This window comes from Citrobacter sp. Cpo103, assembly GCF_030332605.1.
Lineage (GTDB): Bacteria > Pseudomonadota > Gammaproteobacteria > Enterobacterales > Enterobacteriaceae > Citrobacter > Citrobacter portucalensis.
The window spans coordinates 90972-108089 of sequence record NZ_JAOWHO010000026.1 but is presented as its reverse complement, the minus strand read 5'-3'; the positions used below and the strand labels follow the sequence as shown (position 1 = coordinate 108089).

Below are 17118 nucleotides of genomic sequence, written 5' to 3'. Positions count from 1 at the left end.
TTGCCGCGCTCCACTTTATTGTGAGAAACATCACAATTTAAACAACCAAAAAAAAATAGTTTTTAAAAATCCTGCGCTAATGAATCACTACATTCATGTAACATTAATCACCATGTTAAGTCAACCTTCTATAACGGCATGAAAAACAAGGAAAATAAATTTATTTATTGTGAACAACTTCACTAAACGCAAACGCTAAATAAATATCTTTCTTCAGCCAGCCTTTTATTGTTCTCTTCAGATTGCTAGAGTCTAAATTAGAAGAGATTTCTTTAGGTTCATTTTCAAGAAACTCTACTAATTCAACCTCAATTCCCTCAATTGCTTTAGATTCGGAGGCATATTTCCCCAAAGACTTTTGGGAATATAAAAGTCGAATGATTTCAAATTTTATAGGGAGATATTTTTCTTCTTTGGATTTTTTAGCATTTTCACACCTTTCCTCTTCTTTTTTTTCCTTATCTTTAGCCCACTCCTTATTTTCTCGGCTTCCCTGCCATTTCCCATAAAAATACATGGCATCTTGAATATACTTACTGCCATCGGTAATCCGCCCTATGCCTGACACGAGACAGGCCAGATGGTAATAACATAACGATATGTACAGATACTTATCAAACTTTCCCTGCAAAACTGCATCAACCCAGATAGATGCAGCCTCACTTTTTAGCAACTGTGTACTTTCTGCCAGAAAATATTCAATCCCACCATATTCATTTTCTCTCTCTGCGCAAAATCTTTGAACATCCTCTTGATATTTTTTTGTCGATATTTCCCTCTCATTTTTTAATTCATCAAGCTTGATTTCATAAGCGTCTTTCAACTCGTTAAAAAGGGCACTAACATCATTTCCTTTCAAAATCGCCTCCAGAATGTCAATACGTGAGCTAATGTTTTTTTATACTTAACCTCACGTCTCCCAAACATTTCTTTCTACCGTTAGTCTCTGTCCTGTTCAAAACAACCCAAACAGAGGCAAAGCAAAATGACCATATCAACAGTGAAAGTACTACGTTTACCCGCAGTTGTCAGCAAGCTCGGGATCGCCAGATCGACCATCTATGACTGGCTCAATGCCAAATCGCCACGTCATGACCCAGCATTCCCGAAACCCTACCCTCTAGGTAAACAATCCGTTGGCTGGCTCGAATCCGAACTTGACGATTGGGTTTTGCAGCGCAAACACGCACTGCTCTGATCTTCTCTCTCCTCTGCAGGCGACTGTCGAAGGAGCATCCTGAAATACCATATTAAAAAACATTCACCGCATGCCCTTACCCGGCAGGGTAAGCCGCATCGGTGATGTCATCCCTACGCTATTTGGATTGAAAAAAAGGAAATTGAAATGTCATATTTACCCCCTGCACTTCCAATGGTTAATTCTGCCAGTCCCTTCCCCGTTGATGCATTGCCATTGATAATGCAAAACACCATCAACTACCTTCAGGATGGTGGAAAAGTACCGACTGTACTGGCCGTGAACGCTGTTTTAGCGGCAGTATCATTGGCCTGCCATTCGCATATCAATGTACTCAATCCTTACACGGACATAGAGGAGCATTGTTCACTCAACATCCTGACGCTCGCTGATTCAGGGACGGGCAAATCGTCCGTCAGCAAACAGGTAATGAAGCCCTTTGATGCTTTCAGGGCTGAGTTGGCCGAATCACATCGGGTTAACCAGGCTGTTTGGCGCGAAGATTATGTCGTATGGAAAACCAGTTTAAAGGCGCTGGAAAGTAAGCTGCGCGATGCAGTTAAAAAAGACCAGTGTACAGACGAGGCCCAGGCAGCCCTGAAATCTCACGCATCGGTTGAACCCGTCAGACCTGTGCTACCCACGCTGGTCTACAATGACACCTCGCTTGCCGCGCTCATCGCTGGCCTGAATGAGTATCCGTGCGCAGGTCTGATTTCTGATGAAGCCAGCAACTTCTTTGACGCTCGTCTTAAAGATAATCTGGCGTTCTTCAATAAAGCCTGGGATGGCGATATGTATGAGCATAATCGTCATCAGCGTGCCACCCAGAGCTTTAAACCGACGCTGACGGTGTCCTTAATGTTACAGCCTTCGCTTTTTTTCGATTACATGAAAAAGGATGGTGATAAAGCATTAGAGAGCGGTTTTTTATCCCGCTTCCTCTTTTCAAATATCACCCCGAACACCATGCTGAGTTCCTGTGTGATGAGCCACCATTATCGTCCGGATACCGCTTACCGTGATGAAAATGCTTTAACCTGCTTTCACGACCTGATTGGAAAATTACTCGGGCAGCAGCTAAAACAAATTAATTCTGGTGAAGGTAAGAAAAAGGTTCTCAAGCTTTCACCTGAAGCAGAAGTCCACTGGGAGACGATGCGTGAGAACTGGCTGAGATACACACTCCCAGGTAGTGCCTGGTCATATATCAAACCCATGGTACTGAAAGCCAGTACGAATGTGTTGCGTATCGCTGCGCTGCTGAATTACTTAACCAACCAGGAGGATGATATTATTACTACTGATGTTATTTCGCGAGCATCAGCGATAGTGAACTGGTATCTCAATCATACCGCAGCCTGGTTTTATCAATTCACGGATGAGTATAAATTCCAGCAGGACGTGCAAATACTAACCCAGTGGATCCATCATAAATTCAGGTCCACTAACGGCTTTCCGTTCAAAAAGAACGATGTCATTAAATATGGTCCGAACAAATTTCGCCGCAGCGAAAAACTGGAACCGTTGCTGAATGCCATCATGACTACAGGTACTTTCGCATACATGGTTAAATCACCTGAAAACCCGGCGGTTTATATTACCTGGCGAATGAACAATGGTCACTACAGGCCATTTGATGATAAACAGCCGCCTTCGCCTCAGAACCCTGCTTAGCCAGAATAGCTACCTCATACCTGAGCACTATTTTGGATAACACAACAATACACAGGCTCGTGGTCCGGAGGAGATCGCGAGCCTTATCCATCTGAAAAATACACAGTGATACATTGCTTCTCTGCTACAACCGCTACTGTAGCGAACTGTAGCGGCATTCTGGAAAGCACCCGCAAATGAAACATGCTCTTTTGCTCACAAATCGTTCAACCCTGAACAGACGGATTCACTTCACTACACTCTGGCGATGTAGCACTACAGCTCAGAAATGTTGCCTCGTGTTAGCGCCTGTGCCGCTACAACGCTGCTACAATCGTTTCTGATTGTGGTTTTGATTGGGCCTCTCAATAATTCAGGACTGGCTGCAACCAAAATTCCGCTGTCCATCAGAATTATCTTTGCTAAATCGCTTAGCAAGATATGACAGTCTTCTCATAATAGTATCGTAATGCCAGGCGAAATGTTCCCCCTTGGTATTCAAATTAAAATCACCTTCAAGGACAAACTCTATCAGGGGATAATATTTCTTTTCATAATCCTGCTGAACGTGAAGGTTCAATGTTCTGACCCATGCTTCCATAATCATCAATCCCAGACAGTGAACGTAATGTCCCTGCACCGGATAATAGGTACCAGCACTACACCAGGCATCGTTATTTAGCATCAATGCCACATGATAATGTTTCTTCCCTTTTTCTTCACCGAACTCCCTTGCCCATACATAGCGAAGGTTGCAGGGATGTACCCGCTTTCCCTGTTTTTCCTTTCTCTTCTGCGTGAATTTAATCTGTGATTTTAAGGATTCAATAAAGCGTGTTATGACTGTATGGTCTGCCTTATAGCTTTCGTAATTGGCATCAGGAAACCTAAGAATAATATTCAGGATAAACGTCCTTGGGTATTCACGTAATGAACTTTGCAGCGTTTCATGAATACGATTAATGTAATGCTGATTATAACCCATATCGTTGCTCATACTTCAGTCCTTGTGTTATTCATCTCAATACAATTTGCATAGAGAGTTAATTAATACATTTAAATTTACATTCTGAACAATAGTCAATGCTATTGCTATAACAGTATTAACCCATCTTTATTATTTTAATACCAATCAGACATGCAATATTAACCGATAAACATTTTTGCTATAGAAGAAAGAAACATTAACTTCAGACAATTAACTTACATAATATATTCAATAATCACTCTGAAGTTAGATATTCGAGAGAAGATAAAAGTTCTCATTATTACGGATGTTTTATTCCACATTTAGTTAAATTTATATTGCAGATATTTTCATACCTAAATCACTTAAGCGAATGGAAAAAGACTCAGATTCCCTTTCTATGGCTTATTGATCTGTCATGCCGATCGATGCTGACACAATGATAGCCAGCAACTATCAATTAATGAATAATCGATCGTTTTTACAATAGATAATAACGATCAATTTCTGATAACCGATCTGTATTAACGATTATCCCAACAGACCACGAATGCATACGATCAGGCTGCTTCCTGCATGCCGGGAAGTGGCTTTTCACCATATAAATCACACAGTAAAGGAAAGATTTAATTGAACATTCGCACAGTTCTTTTTCTCTGCTCATCGCTGACAGCGACTGCTGCACAAGCCGTTACTCCCGAACAACAGTGGGGTGACTGGTATGGCTACATCAATGCCATGGAGTTTGAAATTAGCACCGACAATGCCACCGGAGAGCGCCTGACGCTGACCTGCTCAGACAAGCATATGACCTTCTCTTACAGCGTTCCAGCAAAGGACTATCGGGTCTCAGCCACCGGTATAAGCATTAACGCAACCTCATACATTCCAGGCGAAACGGCCTTTATTGCGCTCAAAAATTCCGATGGTCAGGAGCCGATAGAGATCACGGTGAAAGATAAACCTCTTCCGGGAACCTTTAAAACTACGGGGCTGCACGAAGCATTGACTGACCTGAGCTGGCAGGACTGTATCAGCCATTAAGGCTCATGAGATGCCCTGTTCATAAAGATTCACTGGGTTATCGATAATTGCGACAACCTCACTACAGACGATTCAGGATGTAAAAATGAAGGCACTAATTTCACGACTTACCGTCATTTCAGCTCTGCTATTTCCCGCTTTGAGCTCTGCTGTTGTTATCCCCGGAAATATACACCCCGGACGTTACACGTTCTTTCTGACAGAGAAAGGAGGCGAAATGCTGCGCGATATGAACGATGCCGCAGTGAGCGTCAAGCTCAACAATAAAGCAGGCTTCACCCTTGAGGCGCAAAGAATGGCCGCTGCAGCGAATATTTCGCCTTTGCTCTATGCCGCATCACCACTTGAAGGGAACTTTATCCGCTACGACAGTAAACCCGTCAAGGCCCTGACCTGCCTTATCACTTCCCGTAACATGCCGGGTACTAATAAAAATTATTCATGGGAGGAAACCTACTGCCTGGATGAAACCGGTGCAGCTTACATTGGCACCCAGGGTTGGCCGTCGCGCGCAATATTCGACAAAAGCTGTGAGGTGGGCACATCTGACTGCCCGGTCTATCTGAGCCTGAAAAATGATCCACCCACTCTGCGCAACGACTCCGCACAGTATGTGCCATACAACGGCGCTCACCGTTCTGAAACGGTGCCCAATAAAACTCAGAATAATGTACCAGTTGACGATATTGTCGCTGAACAGGATGGATATGCAGTTCACTTTTCCCAAAGCAACAACTGTTCTGACAGCAGACTCACCGTTAAAAATATCAGCACAGGGAAAACTGCTGCGATTGCAGGTGTCAACGGGTGCACATTTAATCCGAAAAAGAACGCTGTAGTTATTTATCCGGTTAATGAATACGTGAGCGTTTACAGCGGTACCACTAATACCTCTGAAGAAATAGCGACTGCCGATCTCCCTTAATCACTCACCTGACCCGGTATAGGCATTCTGCTATACCGGTCATTATGGAATCCCCATGAAAGCTAATCACCTTCAAGATGAAAAAATGCCCCTGACCACATCACCCAGTCTTACCTGGCCTGTAGTCTTCTGCGTCGCCGGAATAACACTTCTACGAAGCAAGTCTGTCGTGTGTCAGACGATAGGGGCCAGCCTGACCACACTGTGCCTGGTAACACTGATAAAAAAACTCGCCACTCTGGTCTGAAGGGTTCGCTGCCTGGCAAAGCCAAATGTGCACCTGATACGGGACCAGAAGACACTCTTCCCCTGATAAAAATCCCGGACAAAACATACCAACGGTTTGTCAGGCGCATTGTTATCCATGAGCTGGCGGTGCTGGCAGAGGCAAGACTCAGGGATGACGCATTTGCTTTTTCTGTGTGCAGTAAAGCATACCGGCATTTTCCCTTATTCATCCGACGAAGGTTTACCCATGAACAGTACATCCGTTTTTTAAGGCAGAACCTGCCTGTTATCCTTGTACGTTTACGTCAAGTCTGGGATTACCCGTCCTCCACTTCACTGCCGTCTCAAGACAATGAGACATAGCCACCTGCTTCACCCTGAACATTTAATTTTCCGACCAGGCCACTCTCCGGAGTGGCTTTTTCTGTCTATTTAAGGAACCTGTTATGACCCGTTTAGCCAGCCGCTTCGGCCGCATTAACCAGATACGGCGTGACCGAGCGCTTACCCATGAAGAGCTGATGAACCATGTTCCCAGCGTGTTCGGGAGTGATAAACATGAATCACGCTCAGATCGTTATACCTACATCCCGACCATCACCATCCTCGAAAGCCTGCAGCGTGAAGGCTTTGAGCCGTTCTTTGCCTGCCAGACGAAGGTTCGTGACCTGAGCAAGCGGGAGCACACCAAACACATGCTGCGCTTGCGTCGTGCCGGACAACTGACCGGGCATCAGGTACCGGAAATCATTTTACTTAACAGTCATGACGGCTCATCAAGCTACCAGATGCTGCCGGGCCTGTTTCGTGGCGTCTGTACCAACGGCCTGGTCTGCGGTCAGTCATTCGGAGACGTGCGGGTACCGCATAAAGGGAATGTTGTTGAGAAGGTAATTGAGGGGGCTTACGAAGTACTCGGCGTGTTTGACCGGGTGGAGGAGAAGCGCGATGCAATGCAGTCACTTCTGTTACCGCCGCCCGCTCAGCAGGCGATGGCAAAAGCGGCATTAACCTATCGCTTTGGTGAAGAGCATCAGCCGGTGACGGAATCGCAAATCCTTTCCCCGCGCCGCTTGCAGGATGAGAGTAATGACCTGTGGACCACTTACCAGCGTATTCAGGAAAACCTGGTTAAAGGTGGTCTGTCGGGGCGAACGACCAAAGGCAAGCGTGCCCATACCCGAGCCGTTAAAGGTATCGACGGCGATGTTAAGCTCAATCGTGCCCTGTGGGTAATGGCAGAAAGTCTGCTGGATAGCATGAAGTAATGCAGCGTATTGCCGATTAGGAACGCGTGAACAATTGTTAAGGCATTCATTTAGCGGAGAATCCTGTTGAAATCATAAGGAATGTGTGGAATATTCAAGGCTGGTGTGCAGGCAGAATTTTGAATTGTGTTTCGCAATTCTTGATTTCAAGGGCTCAAGCTCTCGCTGCTATGATTCTCATAGCAGTATTTGCTGATAATATTGTAAAAGTGCGTAAGAGTGCCTGCACACCGCTATTCAAGGAGCAGTGATGACTACCCGCCTAGATAAATTAAAATCATGTAATTCCAAACCCGATTTAGCACGGCTTTTAGGAATTGATCCCGTATTTATGACGCGCGTCATATACATAAGAAATACAGATAATCTTTATTCACAATTCACTATTAAAAAAAAGAATGGTAGTGATAGGCACATATCAGCCCCAGACCCTGAACTCAAAGAAATTCAAAGTAAACTTTCCGACTTACTTCAAGATTGCTTAAATAACATTCGAGAAAACTCAAAAGAAGAGAATAATTTCTCCCATGGATTTGAACGCAATCGTAGTATTATTACAAATGCAGAAAAACATAAGTCAAAGAAATGGGTTTTAAATATTGACTTGAGCAACTTCTTTGATGAATTCAATTTTGGAAGAGTTCGAGGTTACTTTCTAAAAAATAAAAAATTTTCTCTCAACACAGAGCTTTCCACTTTAATAGCTAAAATCGCCTGTCATCAAGATAAGTTACCACAGGGAAGTCCCTGCTCTCCCGTCATAACCAATTTAATTCTACTTTCTTTAGATAGGCGGCTAAGTAACTTGTGCAATCGTGCAGGTTGTACATATACACGATATGCCGACGATATAACAATATCTACCAATAAAAAAGAGTTTCCTCGCAAAATTATTAAATCCCACAACGAGAACTCCATAGATTTAAATAAAAAATTTCTTAAGGAAATAATTTCTTCAGGTTTTCAAATAAACCTTAATAAATTAAGACTTTTTGACAGGAAATGCCGTCAAGAAGTTACGGGGTTGACAGTTAATAGGTTTGTAAATGTCGATAATAAATATGCAAAAAAAGTTCGCGCAATGGCACACAGTCTGTTTACTAAAGGGGGATACACATTAACAGACGAAAAAACACGCGAACAAAGAGCAGGTAATATTAATGAGTTAGGTGGGATGCTCAGCTTTATTGATTATGTCGACAAACACAATAATAGACTTCCTCATGCCACTAAAACCTCGCTTAACAAACGAGAAAATGTATATTCTGATTTCCTTTACTATTCTGCTTTTTGGGCAAACCCAAAGCCAACTATCTTGACTGAGGGAAAGACGGACATTACGTACTTGCGAGTAGCTCTGGATTCTTTATCAGCAAATTACCCTAACCTGATTGGCAATAAAAAAATAGGTAATAAAATCGTACGAGACTATGGAGTTAAATTCTTCAAAAACACCACTAAAAGCAAGTATTTTTTAAACTTAGATGGTGGAGCATCACACCTTAAAGACTTCATTGTTGGCTATGAAAAAAAGACAAATGCGTTTAAAGCAATCGCCGAACAAAAACCTGTCATTATTGTTTTAGATAATGACTCAGGCAGTGGTGGATCTAATGGGATCTTCCAAACTTTAATAGGGAAAGCATTCCCTAACATTACTTTGTCGAAAGATGAATTAAGAAACCAAAAATGGACTTGGGTTACAAAGAATTTATATTTAATCTTTACCCCTCTCAATGGATTAAATGATAGTTCGATGGAGGATCTTTTCCACAGTTCGGTGTTACAAACCAAGCTGGGGGGAAAAGTATTTAATCGAACGAATGCAAAATGCAAAGATAATGAATATGGCAAAGAGTTTTTTGCTACTGGCGTGGTGTTAAAGCAGCGTAAAGCAATTAACTTTTCGAACTTTAACTACATTTTTGAATCAATCACCGAAATAATTGATCACAATGCTTCAAGGAAGCCTTAATTGGAACCATGTTTAAATTGTTGATTATAATAATCAATACTTTCTGTTTGAATAAATTGTAACTTTGAGTACGTACAGTTTAGGATCCCCGCTGGCGATACCAGCGGGCGACAACTTCTACAACTCAATCCAATCACTAAAGCAGCGACTAGATTGAGGTGAGGCGATACTTGTTAGAGATGTCCATGCCAGTCCGCGGCTCGAGTCCCGCAACAGATGTTCACTTGTCTGCAAAACATCATCACGGCCTGGCGCTTAACGACACACCATTTCTGACCACGACCGATATTCTCAGAGCCAGACGAGCTACCAGGCTGATGAGCACGTAAATTGTGTAAGCCCCCTTACCCATCCTTCATTTATTACCCCTCTAAAGGAGTGAAAAACTTTTAGGCACCTATATAGGCACCCAAGGAAAGTTGAATCAGAGATTAGATTAAATATTTCAAACAATTACAACACCAATTCAGACTCCGCCAGCCCACCAAAATTCTCCATCGGTGATTACCAGAGTCATCCGTTGAAGTCCTAAGAGCCCGCACGGCGCAAGCCCTGCGGGCTTTTTTGTGTCTGTCGTTGTCCCAGGATATCCGGCTAAATCCGGTGATTATTGGTATGCGCTTTTAGGTATACGGAAGGATGTATACCTAAAAGCGCATACCAATTCCTGGAGCAGCGGCCACAATGGCATGGACAATGTGCCCCCTGACCAACACCGAAGTTCTACAAGCTAAAGCGGGCAAGAGAGCTTACTCTTCATAACAGCGAGGGTTTATTCCTCATCGTAAGACGACAGGAAAAATGCTCTGGCGCTTTCATTATCAACGACCGACCGCCAAAAAAGAACGATAGCAGGGGATACAAACTAATCTGCCGCTGAAAGAGGAAAGCTACGTCGACTGGCTACCGAATTGCAACGAATCCGCACCTCGACCGGCAACAGCCGGTCTTTTCCTTTCTGACCATTGCCACAAGGTGAACAGTTAGATTAAAAAAATATTTACGCATCTTATGGCGATAGGTAATACTATCTTCATAAGAAAAGTCACATTATATGAAGAACTAAGAAGGAAGAAGGAAGACATATAAATGGATAAAACTGATTACATCCTGCGTTCACTTACGAAAACCTCAAAAAAACGATGGGAACATTATGCAGTAACTCGCATTTATCATCTTTTAAATGATCCCGATATTGAATTCATCTGCCAGCAATGTATCAGAAAAGAAAATGGAAAAATCTATTTGGCAGATTTATTTTTCCCACAACTGGAACTTTATCTAGAAATTGATGAAGGGCATCACAACAGTGAGCAATCACAAATAGATGATGCAAAACGTCGTATGGATATTACTGAAGCCACAGGATTTTTAGAGAAAAGAATTCCCGCAAGCAAAATAAGCCTTGAAATTTTCGATCGTTACATCAATGAATTTATTGAATTGATACGCAATCGTAAAAATAGAATGATTAAAGATAAAAAATTCAAAGAATGGGATTTTGATAATAAATATACAGCTCATCCTCATCTTAAGGCAGGAAGGATATCTGTAGGCCCGGATGCCGTCTTCAGATACCACCGGGATGCTTTGAACTGTTTCGGTTACAACAAAGGGCATCATCAGTCTGGCGGTTGGAGCATTCCTTCTCACATAAGTGAAGCAATGGGTCTATCAGGAAAGTGCATGGTTTGGTTTCCAAAACTATATGGAAATTCAGATTGGGGAAATGAATTGACTGACGATGGTAACAAAATCATAGAGCGGAATATAAAAGATGATGAGGGATACACAGAACGTTGGGATAAACGAATTGTTATGGCACATTCTCGTGATGAGTTGAACAGGACACTGTACCGATTTCTTGGGGTGTTTGAAGCTATCCCTGGTCACCATACTGGCAATATACTAGAGTTTCATCGTGTAAGTACATCGGTCAATGTATATCCTCCTAATGATGCTGCCCCATGATTAACCGCATATTTAGTTCCCTGTTTATACGAGATACAACGCAGCCACAGTGAGGAAATTGGTACACATTTAGGTACTCGACTGAAAGTTGAATACGAAAAAAAATCCTTAAAATTTAAAGTATTGTGTACTTTACTCAGACTCCGCCAGCCACCAAACACCGGAGAAAAGCCCTCAGCGCAAGTTGAGGGCTTTTTGGTCTCTGTATTACCCGTAGTACCGGTCAAACACTGAGAAATGGGTACACGTATAGTTTCACACGTAAAACGTGATTAAAATTCAACCTCATTTCTAATAAAAAAACATCCCCAAATAAATATCAGGCAGCATTATGATGTCGCTCCCATGCTGAATAATGATTATTACTCTTTATTTAACCCAGCATTAAATGTGGGTTCCCCCAACAAAAAAACCGTATTAATTACTCGCAATTGCACAAAATAGATAAATACCGTTATCAGCATTTACAGTTTTTTCCTAAAGCCAGCGCTTCGTTTGTATGCCATGCTTAACCACGCTAATAACTTATAACGCTAAGCGAGGATATTATGAAAAAGACAATTATCGCATTATCTGCAATTCTGCTGGCTTCTCCGGTTATTGCCGCAACAACACACGCAACCGATAATGATGTAGCCGCCGCACACGAAAACGCCAATACTGCAAAAGAAAAACTGCATCAGGCGCAGAATCAGGGCGAAGAGCAAAAATTAAAAGCCAAACATGCTGCTGAAGGTAAACAAGATGACCTGAGCAGCAAGGTGAGTGAAGGTTCACAAAAAGCCTGGAATACAACCAAAGAAGGTACTAAAAAAGGTTGGAATGCAACAAAAGAAGGTACCGAGAAAGGCTGGAATAAGACTAAAGAAGGTGCTGCCTCCGTTGAGAAAAAAGTCAGCGAATAATCTTCCAAACATTGAATAATAAAAAACCGCGAAAGCGGTTTTTTATTATTAGGAATAAGCCGCAATCAAGCATCGGGCCTCATCGCAATCTGTTTCTAAAGTTAAACCAGATCAGCGCCACTGTAACGCACAGCCCCTAACTCCACGAGTGGCGACAGCAAATCCTGTTTCACTCTCGCCAAACGCTTTCATCCTTACTTATCAACCGGATAATCCCTGTTAATCCACGCATGTTCATCTTCCCAGGTAAACATCCATTTGCGAACCGGGCCGGCCATCACGTTAAGGTAGTAACTGTCATATCCCGCCAGGGTTGCCACCGGGTGATACCCTTTCGGCACCATCACCACGTCGCGGTTATAGACTGCCATACACTCGTCAAGCGACCGGTCGTCGGTGTAGACCCGTTGCATACAGAATCCCTGCGGCGGGTTGAGGCGATGGTAGTAAGTCTCCTCCAGATAGGTTTCCTGCGGGGGATTATCGGTGTCATGTTTATGGCTTGGGTAAGAACTGGTACAACCTTCGTTGGTCCACACCTCCACCACCAGCAGGCTATCTGCGGGTTTATCTTCCGGTAAGATGTTATGCACATAACGCTGGTTGTGACCTTTGCCACGCGCTTCCCCGTCAATATCCTTAGGTGCGATCAGCCGCGTTGGGTGCGTGCCTTTCCCCGGCGCAGCGCAGACTGCCAGCTCCAGTCTGGTCACCGCCTGAACCTGTATGGTTTCACCAGCAGTGACATAAACCGCCCACGGTTTGATCCGTTCGAACGGGCTCATCCGCTCACCAATATCCGTAAAAGTTGCGCCCGGCGTAGTGACGGTCGCGCGTCCGGCAACCAATACCAGACAACGTTCTTCGCTGACGGCGGGCAGCGTAAGCTGCTGCCCTTCCTCCAGTTCATACGCTCTAAAGCCAACATATCCCCAACCGGCGCTTTCCGGCGTCACTGACTGCGTACACCCTTGCGCGTCCGGCTGCTGCCAGCGTGATAATAAACGTGACATATCACCTCCTCAGATAAACCCGGCATCCCGCGCCAGACGGCTAAGGTTGTTATAGCCCAGACGCGCATACGTCAGCGGATGCGCGATGGCTGGATCCTGCTCCGCCTCCACCACCAGCCACCCCTGATACTGGTTCGCCTTCAGCAATGCCATGATTGGCGGATAATCAACGCAGCCATCTCCCGGCACGGTAAAGACGCCGCTCAGCACCGCATCGAGGAAGCTGGTTTTGCGGTTTTTGACATCCGCCAGCACGTCGGCACGCACGTCTTTGCAGTGAACATGGTTGATACGTGATGCCCAGCGCTGCGCCACAGCCAACGGATCGGCACCCGCAAAGGTCAAATGCCCGGTATCGAGCAACAAGCCAACTTCATCACCGGTATTCGTCATCAGATTATCCACATCTTCAGCAGATTCAATCACCGTTCCCATGTGGTGGTGATAGGCAATCTGTACCCCCTGCTGCTGGGTGTAACGCGCAAACTCGGTGAGCTTTTCACCGTACTCTTGCCAGCGCTCTTGCGGGAAGCGCGGACGCAGATGTACCGGCGTCTGCTGCTCGCCGTGAATGCAGCCACTGACTTCGGCAAAGACCAGCACCTTCGCTCCCAGTTCGCGCAGTAACGTCAGATGTGACTGCACGGCGGCAATCTCCTCCTCCACGCTGCGTTCCAGCAGACGTCCGGAGTACCAGCCGGAAACCAGTTGCAGGTCGTGGCGCTGCAAAATGGGGCCGAGCAGTCGCGCCTCGCGCGGGAATTTATTACCCAGTTCGAAACCAGCAAATCCAGCCTCTTTGCCCTCGCTCAGACACGTATCAAGCGACGTCTCAGCGCCCAGTGAAGGAAGATCGTCATTCGTCCATGTCAGTGGATTAATACCTAATTGTACCGTCATCATCTTCTCCTGAATTATGCTTGTCCGCGCTCGCGCCACCAGGCGATAAGCTGCAGGTAGTTATCTTTAATGCGCGCCACCAGTTGCGCATCGTCAATATCGTGTTTCAACCACGCGCGGGAAGCGTCGCCGAACAGCGTGCGTCCCACGGCAAATCCTTTCACCACCCCATGACCCGCAGCCGCTTTAAAATCAGCACGCAGTTGCTCTGCCGGTGCGTCCAGGCCCAGAATCACCACGCCACGGCAGTGCGGATCGCGCCGTTCGATAATGTCACTCAACGCCGTCCAGCCAGCAGATGTCAGCGGTGGGAGTTTCCACCAGTCGGGGTAGATCCCTAAGTTGTAGAAACGGGAAATGGCGCGCAAATACAGTTCATCACTGCGCGGCATACTGGCCGGTAAAATCACCTCCAGCAGCAGCTCATGACCGGACTGGCAACAGGCGCGGTACACCTCAGCGATTTTCTGTTCTTGTTCCAGGCGCAACGCGTGGGCATCTTCCGGATGGAAAAAAACCAGACACTTCACCACATGTTCCTGCGGCCAACTAATGAGCTGCGAACCGATATTGCCGTGTTCCATCTCCAGCGGGCGCGACCCCGGCAGTTCGATAGGGCGACCAATCCACCAGCCCTCTCCGGTTATCGCATTCAGCGCATCCTGACCAAACGTGCCATCGCACAGCAGTCCGGCTTTACCTTCCAGCCCGGCGCTGTTCGCCGCTTCACGGCTGGCCTGCAAAATAAGCTGTTTCAATGCCGGAATACGCTTCAAAGACGCGCCGCACTGCAACGCCATCTCTTCCAGTTGGCTACGGTGATCGAAGGCCATTACGCATAGCTCCGGCCATGTGCGGCGGCGAGTCGTCACGCGATGCAAATGGTTGAGATGCGGATCGAGATCCGGACGAGGAACCTCTGCGGCGCGAGAAAGATAATCATCAAGTTCAATTTTGCTCGGCATTGCCGGCGCACAGCCGTGACGCGACACCACCAGCGCACCGCAGGCGTTGGCATAGCGGCACGCCTGCTCCCATCCCTCATCGTTGAGATAGCCGCGCAGCAGACCGGACATAAACGCATCCCCCGCCCCCAGCACGTTCAGCACCTCTACGCGTACGCCGGTGACCGTCAGGCCATCGTCCAGCCGGGGTGGGATCGCGTCGGTATACACCGAGCTGCCGAGTGCACCACGCTTGCAGACCAGCGTCGCGTTACTCACGCCGCGAACCTGCGCCAACGCCTGCAGCGTATCGGTACTGCCGCCCGCGATATGAAATTCCTCCTCGGTGCCGACAATTACATCAAAAAGATGCAGCACCTCCTGCAACTGGCGGGTGACCTGATCGGCGGCGATAAAGCGTGTTTCGCCGTCGCCTAAGGAAGTAAGTCCCCACAGCACCGGGCGATAGTCGATATCCAGCGCCGTACGCACGCCGTGACACCGGGCGTAAGCGAGCGCCGTCAACACCGCCTCGCGGGTTTGTGGATGAGAAAGATGCGTCCCGGTGATGGCAAGACAACGAGCAGAAGCGATGTACTGTTCATCAACATCGCTGGCGGTAATCGCCATATCCGCGCAGTTATCACGGTAAAAAATCAGTGGGAAGGTGTCCCGGTCTTTAATGCCGAGTAGCACCAGCGCTGTCAGGCGGTCTTTATCAGTGATCAGATGGCTGGTATCGCAGCCTACCTGGTTTAATTCTTCACGCAGGAAACGCCCCATATGTTCGTCGCCAACCCGCGCCAGCATTGAGGAACGCAGTCCCTGGCGTGCCGTACCGTAAGCCACGTTGCCGGACGAACCACCAAGGTATTTGGCAAAGCTCGACACATCTTCCAGGCGCGCGCCAATTTGCTGACTGTAGAGGTCAACCGCCACGCGGCCCATGCATATCACATCAAACTGCTTTTCCACGTTGATACCTCTTCAGACAATGTCGTTCACGTTCAGCCAGCGGCCTTCCTGGTGCGAGAGTGCGATAGCGTCAAGCACGCGCGACACCTTCCAGCCTTCTTCAAAGTCCGGCCACATCGGTGCATCGGCGGCAATGCCGTCCACCAGGTCGCGTACTTCCACAGTTTTCTGGTCGTTAAAGCCGATACCATGCCCGGCTCCCATGCAAAACGCGCCGTAGTCCGGGTGCGCCGGGCCAACCAGTAAAGTGCGAAACCCCTGACGGTTGACCGGATCGTCATGCAGATAGAGCTTCAGCTCAGCCATGCGCTCCTGGGTAAAACTGATAGTTCCTTTGGTCCCGGTAATCACATACGACAACCCCATCTTGCGGCCACAGGCAACGCGGGAGGTTTCAATCACCCCTTGCGCACCGCCTGCAAAGCGCACCATCGCGTGGGCCTGATCTTCGTTCTCTACCGTCACCATTTGCGAGGAACCGACTTTCGCCGGACGCTGTGGCACCACGATCTTCAGGTCGCCGCAGACCTGCTGAATATCCCCAACCAGGTACTGCGCCATATTGACGATATGCGCCGCCAGATCGCCAAGCGCACCAAGTCCGGCGGTCTCTTTAAAACAATGCCAGTGGATCGGCGCAAGCGGATCGGCCATGTAGTCTTCGTTGTGGGTGCCGTAGAAATGGATCACCTCACCAATTTCTCCGCACGCAATGACCTCTTTCGCCAGCTGCGCCGTTGGGTTCTTCATATAGTTGAACCCCACCAGCGTTTTCACTCCTGCCCGCTGTGCTGCTTCAACCATTTCACGCGCGTCGTGGGCGTTCAGCGCCAACGGCTTTTCTGAGTACACATGCTTGCCATGGCGAATCGCTTCCAGCGCCATCTCTTTGTGCAGATGATTAGGAGAACAGATATCCACGACATCAATGGCCGGGTCAGCCACCAGCGCACGCCAGTCTCCGGTTGAGCGGTTGAAGCCAAACGCCTGCGCCCGCTCGGCGGCCAGCTCCGGCGTGACTTCCGCCACCATTTCGCGCACCAGTTTGCCGCGCAGGTTGAATACCGTCGGGGCCTGAGCATAGGCAATGGCATGCGCCTTGCCGATATACCCGGTGCCAATCAATCCAATACGAACTTCTTTCATCAT

The 17118-nt window shown here is 46.8% G+C and carries 14 protein-coding genes and 1 pseudogene; 9 read left to right on the top strand and 6 right to left on the bottom strand.

The window, feature by feature from the left end; genetic code table 11:
- Positions 1-160 precede the first annotated feature (160 nt).
- Positions 161-859 (bottom strand): hypothetical protein, encoded by a 699-nt coding sequence (locus tag OGX89_RS08255; RefSeq protein ID WP_021530647.1) that lies wholly within the window; start codon positions 857-859, stop codon positions 161-163.
- Positions 860-985: 126 nt separating this feature from the next.
- Between OGX89_RS08255 and OGX89_RS08250 the strand changes: the two genes are divergently transcribed.
- Positions 986-1198 carry a helix-turn-helix transcriptional regulator gene (locus OGX89_RS08250; protein WP_021530648.1) on the top strand — a complete coding sequence of 71 codons (213 nt, stop codon included), beginning with the start codon at positions 986-988 and terminating at the stop codon, positions 1196-1198.
- A 147-nt stretch (positions 1199-1345) separates the two neighbouring features.
- Entirely contained in the window at positions 1346-2875 is a 1530-nt protein-coding gene (locus OGX89_RS08245; protein WP_192082415.1) for a YfjI family protein, read from the top strand.
- Positions 2876-3227: 352 nt separating this feature from the next.
- Here the strand turns inward: OGX89_RS08245 and OGX89_RS08240 are convergent, their stop codons facing one another.
- The gene (locus tag OGX89_RS08240; protein WP_192082416.1) at positions 3228-3851 is read right to left on the bottom strand and encodes an inovirus Gp2 family protein; all 624 of its coding nucleotides are present in this window, start codon (positions 3849-3851) and stop codon (positions 3228-3230) included.
- Positions 3852-4451: 600 nt separating this feature from the next.
- Here OGX89_RS08240 and OGX89_RS08235 point away from each other — a divergent pair.
- From OGX89_RS08235 to OGX89_RS08205, 7 genes and pseudogenes are all read left to right on the top strand, one after another.
- Positions 4452-4865 (top strand): hypothetical protein, encoded by a 414-nt coding sequence (locus OGX89_RS08235; RefSeq protein ID WP_021530652.1) that lies wholly within the window; start codon positions 4452-4454, stop codon positions 4863-4865.
- Between the two features lie 85 nt (positions 4866-4950).
- Complete coding sequence (locus tag OGX89_RS08230; RefSeq protein WP_143364164.1) at positions 4951-5790, top strand: hypothetical protein; 840 nt, start codon at positions 4951-4953, stop codon at positions 5788-5790.
- Between the two features lie 674 nt (positions 5791-6464).
- The gene (locus OGX89_RS08225; RefSeq protein WP_286560243.1) at positions 6465-7286 is read left to right on the top strand and encodes a DUF932 domain-containing protein; all 822 of its coding nucleotides are present in this window, start codon (positions 6465-6467) and stop codon (positions 7284-7286) included.
- A 250-nt stretch (positions 7287-7536) separates the two neighbouring features.
- Positions 7537-9261: a retron Ec67 family RNA-directed DNA polymerase/endonuclease gene (locus OGX89_RS08220; RefSeq protein WP_286560241.1), complete on the top strand. Its 1725-nt coding sequence runs from the start codon at positions 7537-7539 to the stop codon at positions 9259-9261.
- A gap of 684 nt (positions 9262-9945) precedes the next feature.
- Positions 9946-10104: pseudogene (locus OGX89_RS08215) on the top strand (integrase); the annotation flags it as partial.
- Between the two features lie 246 nt (positions 10105-10350).
- Positions 10351-11232 carry an AbaSI family restriction endonuclease gene (locus tag OGX89_RS08210; RefSeq protein ID WP_063941013.1) on the top strand — a complete coding sequence of 294 codons (882 nt, stop codon included), beginning with the start codon at positions 10351-10353 and terminating at the stop codon, positions 11230-11232.
- Between the two features lie 548 nt (positions 11233-11780).
- Positions 11781-12137: a KPN_00521 family repetitive protein gene (locus OGX89_RS08205; protein WP_125112789.1), complete on the top strand. Its 357-nt coding sequence runs from the start codon at positions 11781-11783 to the stop codon at positions 12135-12137.
- Positions 12138-12331: 194 nt separating this feature from the next.
- Here the strand turns inward: OGX89_RS08205 and iolB are convergent, their stop codons facing one another.
- The 4 genes from iolB to OGX89_RS08185 are packed head-to-tail and all read right to left on the bottom strand — an operon-like array spanning position 12332 to position 17115.
- Positions 12332-13150: a 5-deoxy-glucuronate isomerase gene (gene iolB, locus OGX89_RS08200; protein ID WP_048215741.1), complete on the bottom strand. Its 819-nt coding sequence runs from the start codon at positions 13148-13150 to the stop codon at positions 12332-12334.
- 9 nt (positions 13151-13159) lie between these two features.
- The gene (gene iolE / locus OGX89_RS08195; RefSeq protein WP_125112835.1) at positions 13160-14050 is read right to left on the bottom strand and encodes a myo-inosose-2 dehydratase; all 891 of its coding nucleotides are present in this window, start codon (positions 14048-14050) and stop codon (positions 13160-13162) included.
- 14 nt (positions 14051-14064) lie between these two features.
- Positions 14065-15969 carry a bifunctional 5-dehydro-2-deoxygluconokinase/5-dehydro-2-deoxyphosphogluconate aldolase gene (locus OGX89_RS08190; protein WP_125112790.1) on the bottom strand — a complete coding sequence of 635 codons (1905 nt, stop codon included), beginning with the start codon at positions 15967-15969 and terminating at the stop codon, positions 14065-14067.
- Between the two features lie 12 nt (positions 15970-15981).
- Entirely contained in the window at positions 15982-17115 is a 1134-nt protein-coding gene (locus OGX89_RS08185) for a Gfo/Idh/MocA family protein (RefSeq protein ID WP_063941010.1), read from the bottom strand.
- Positions 17116-17118 lie beyond the last annotated feature (3 nt).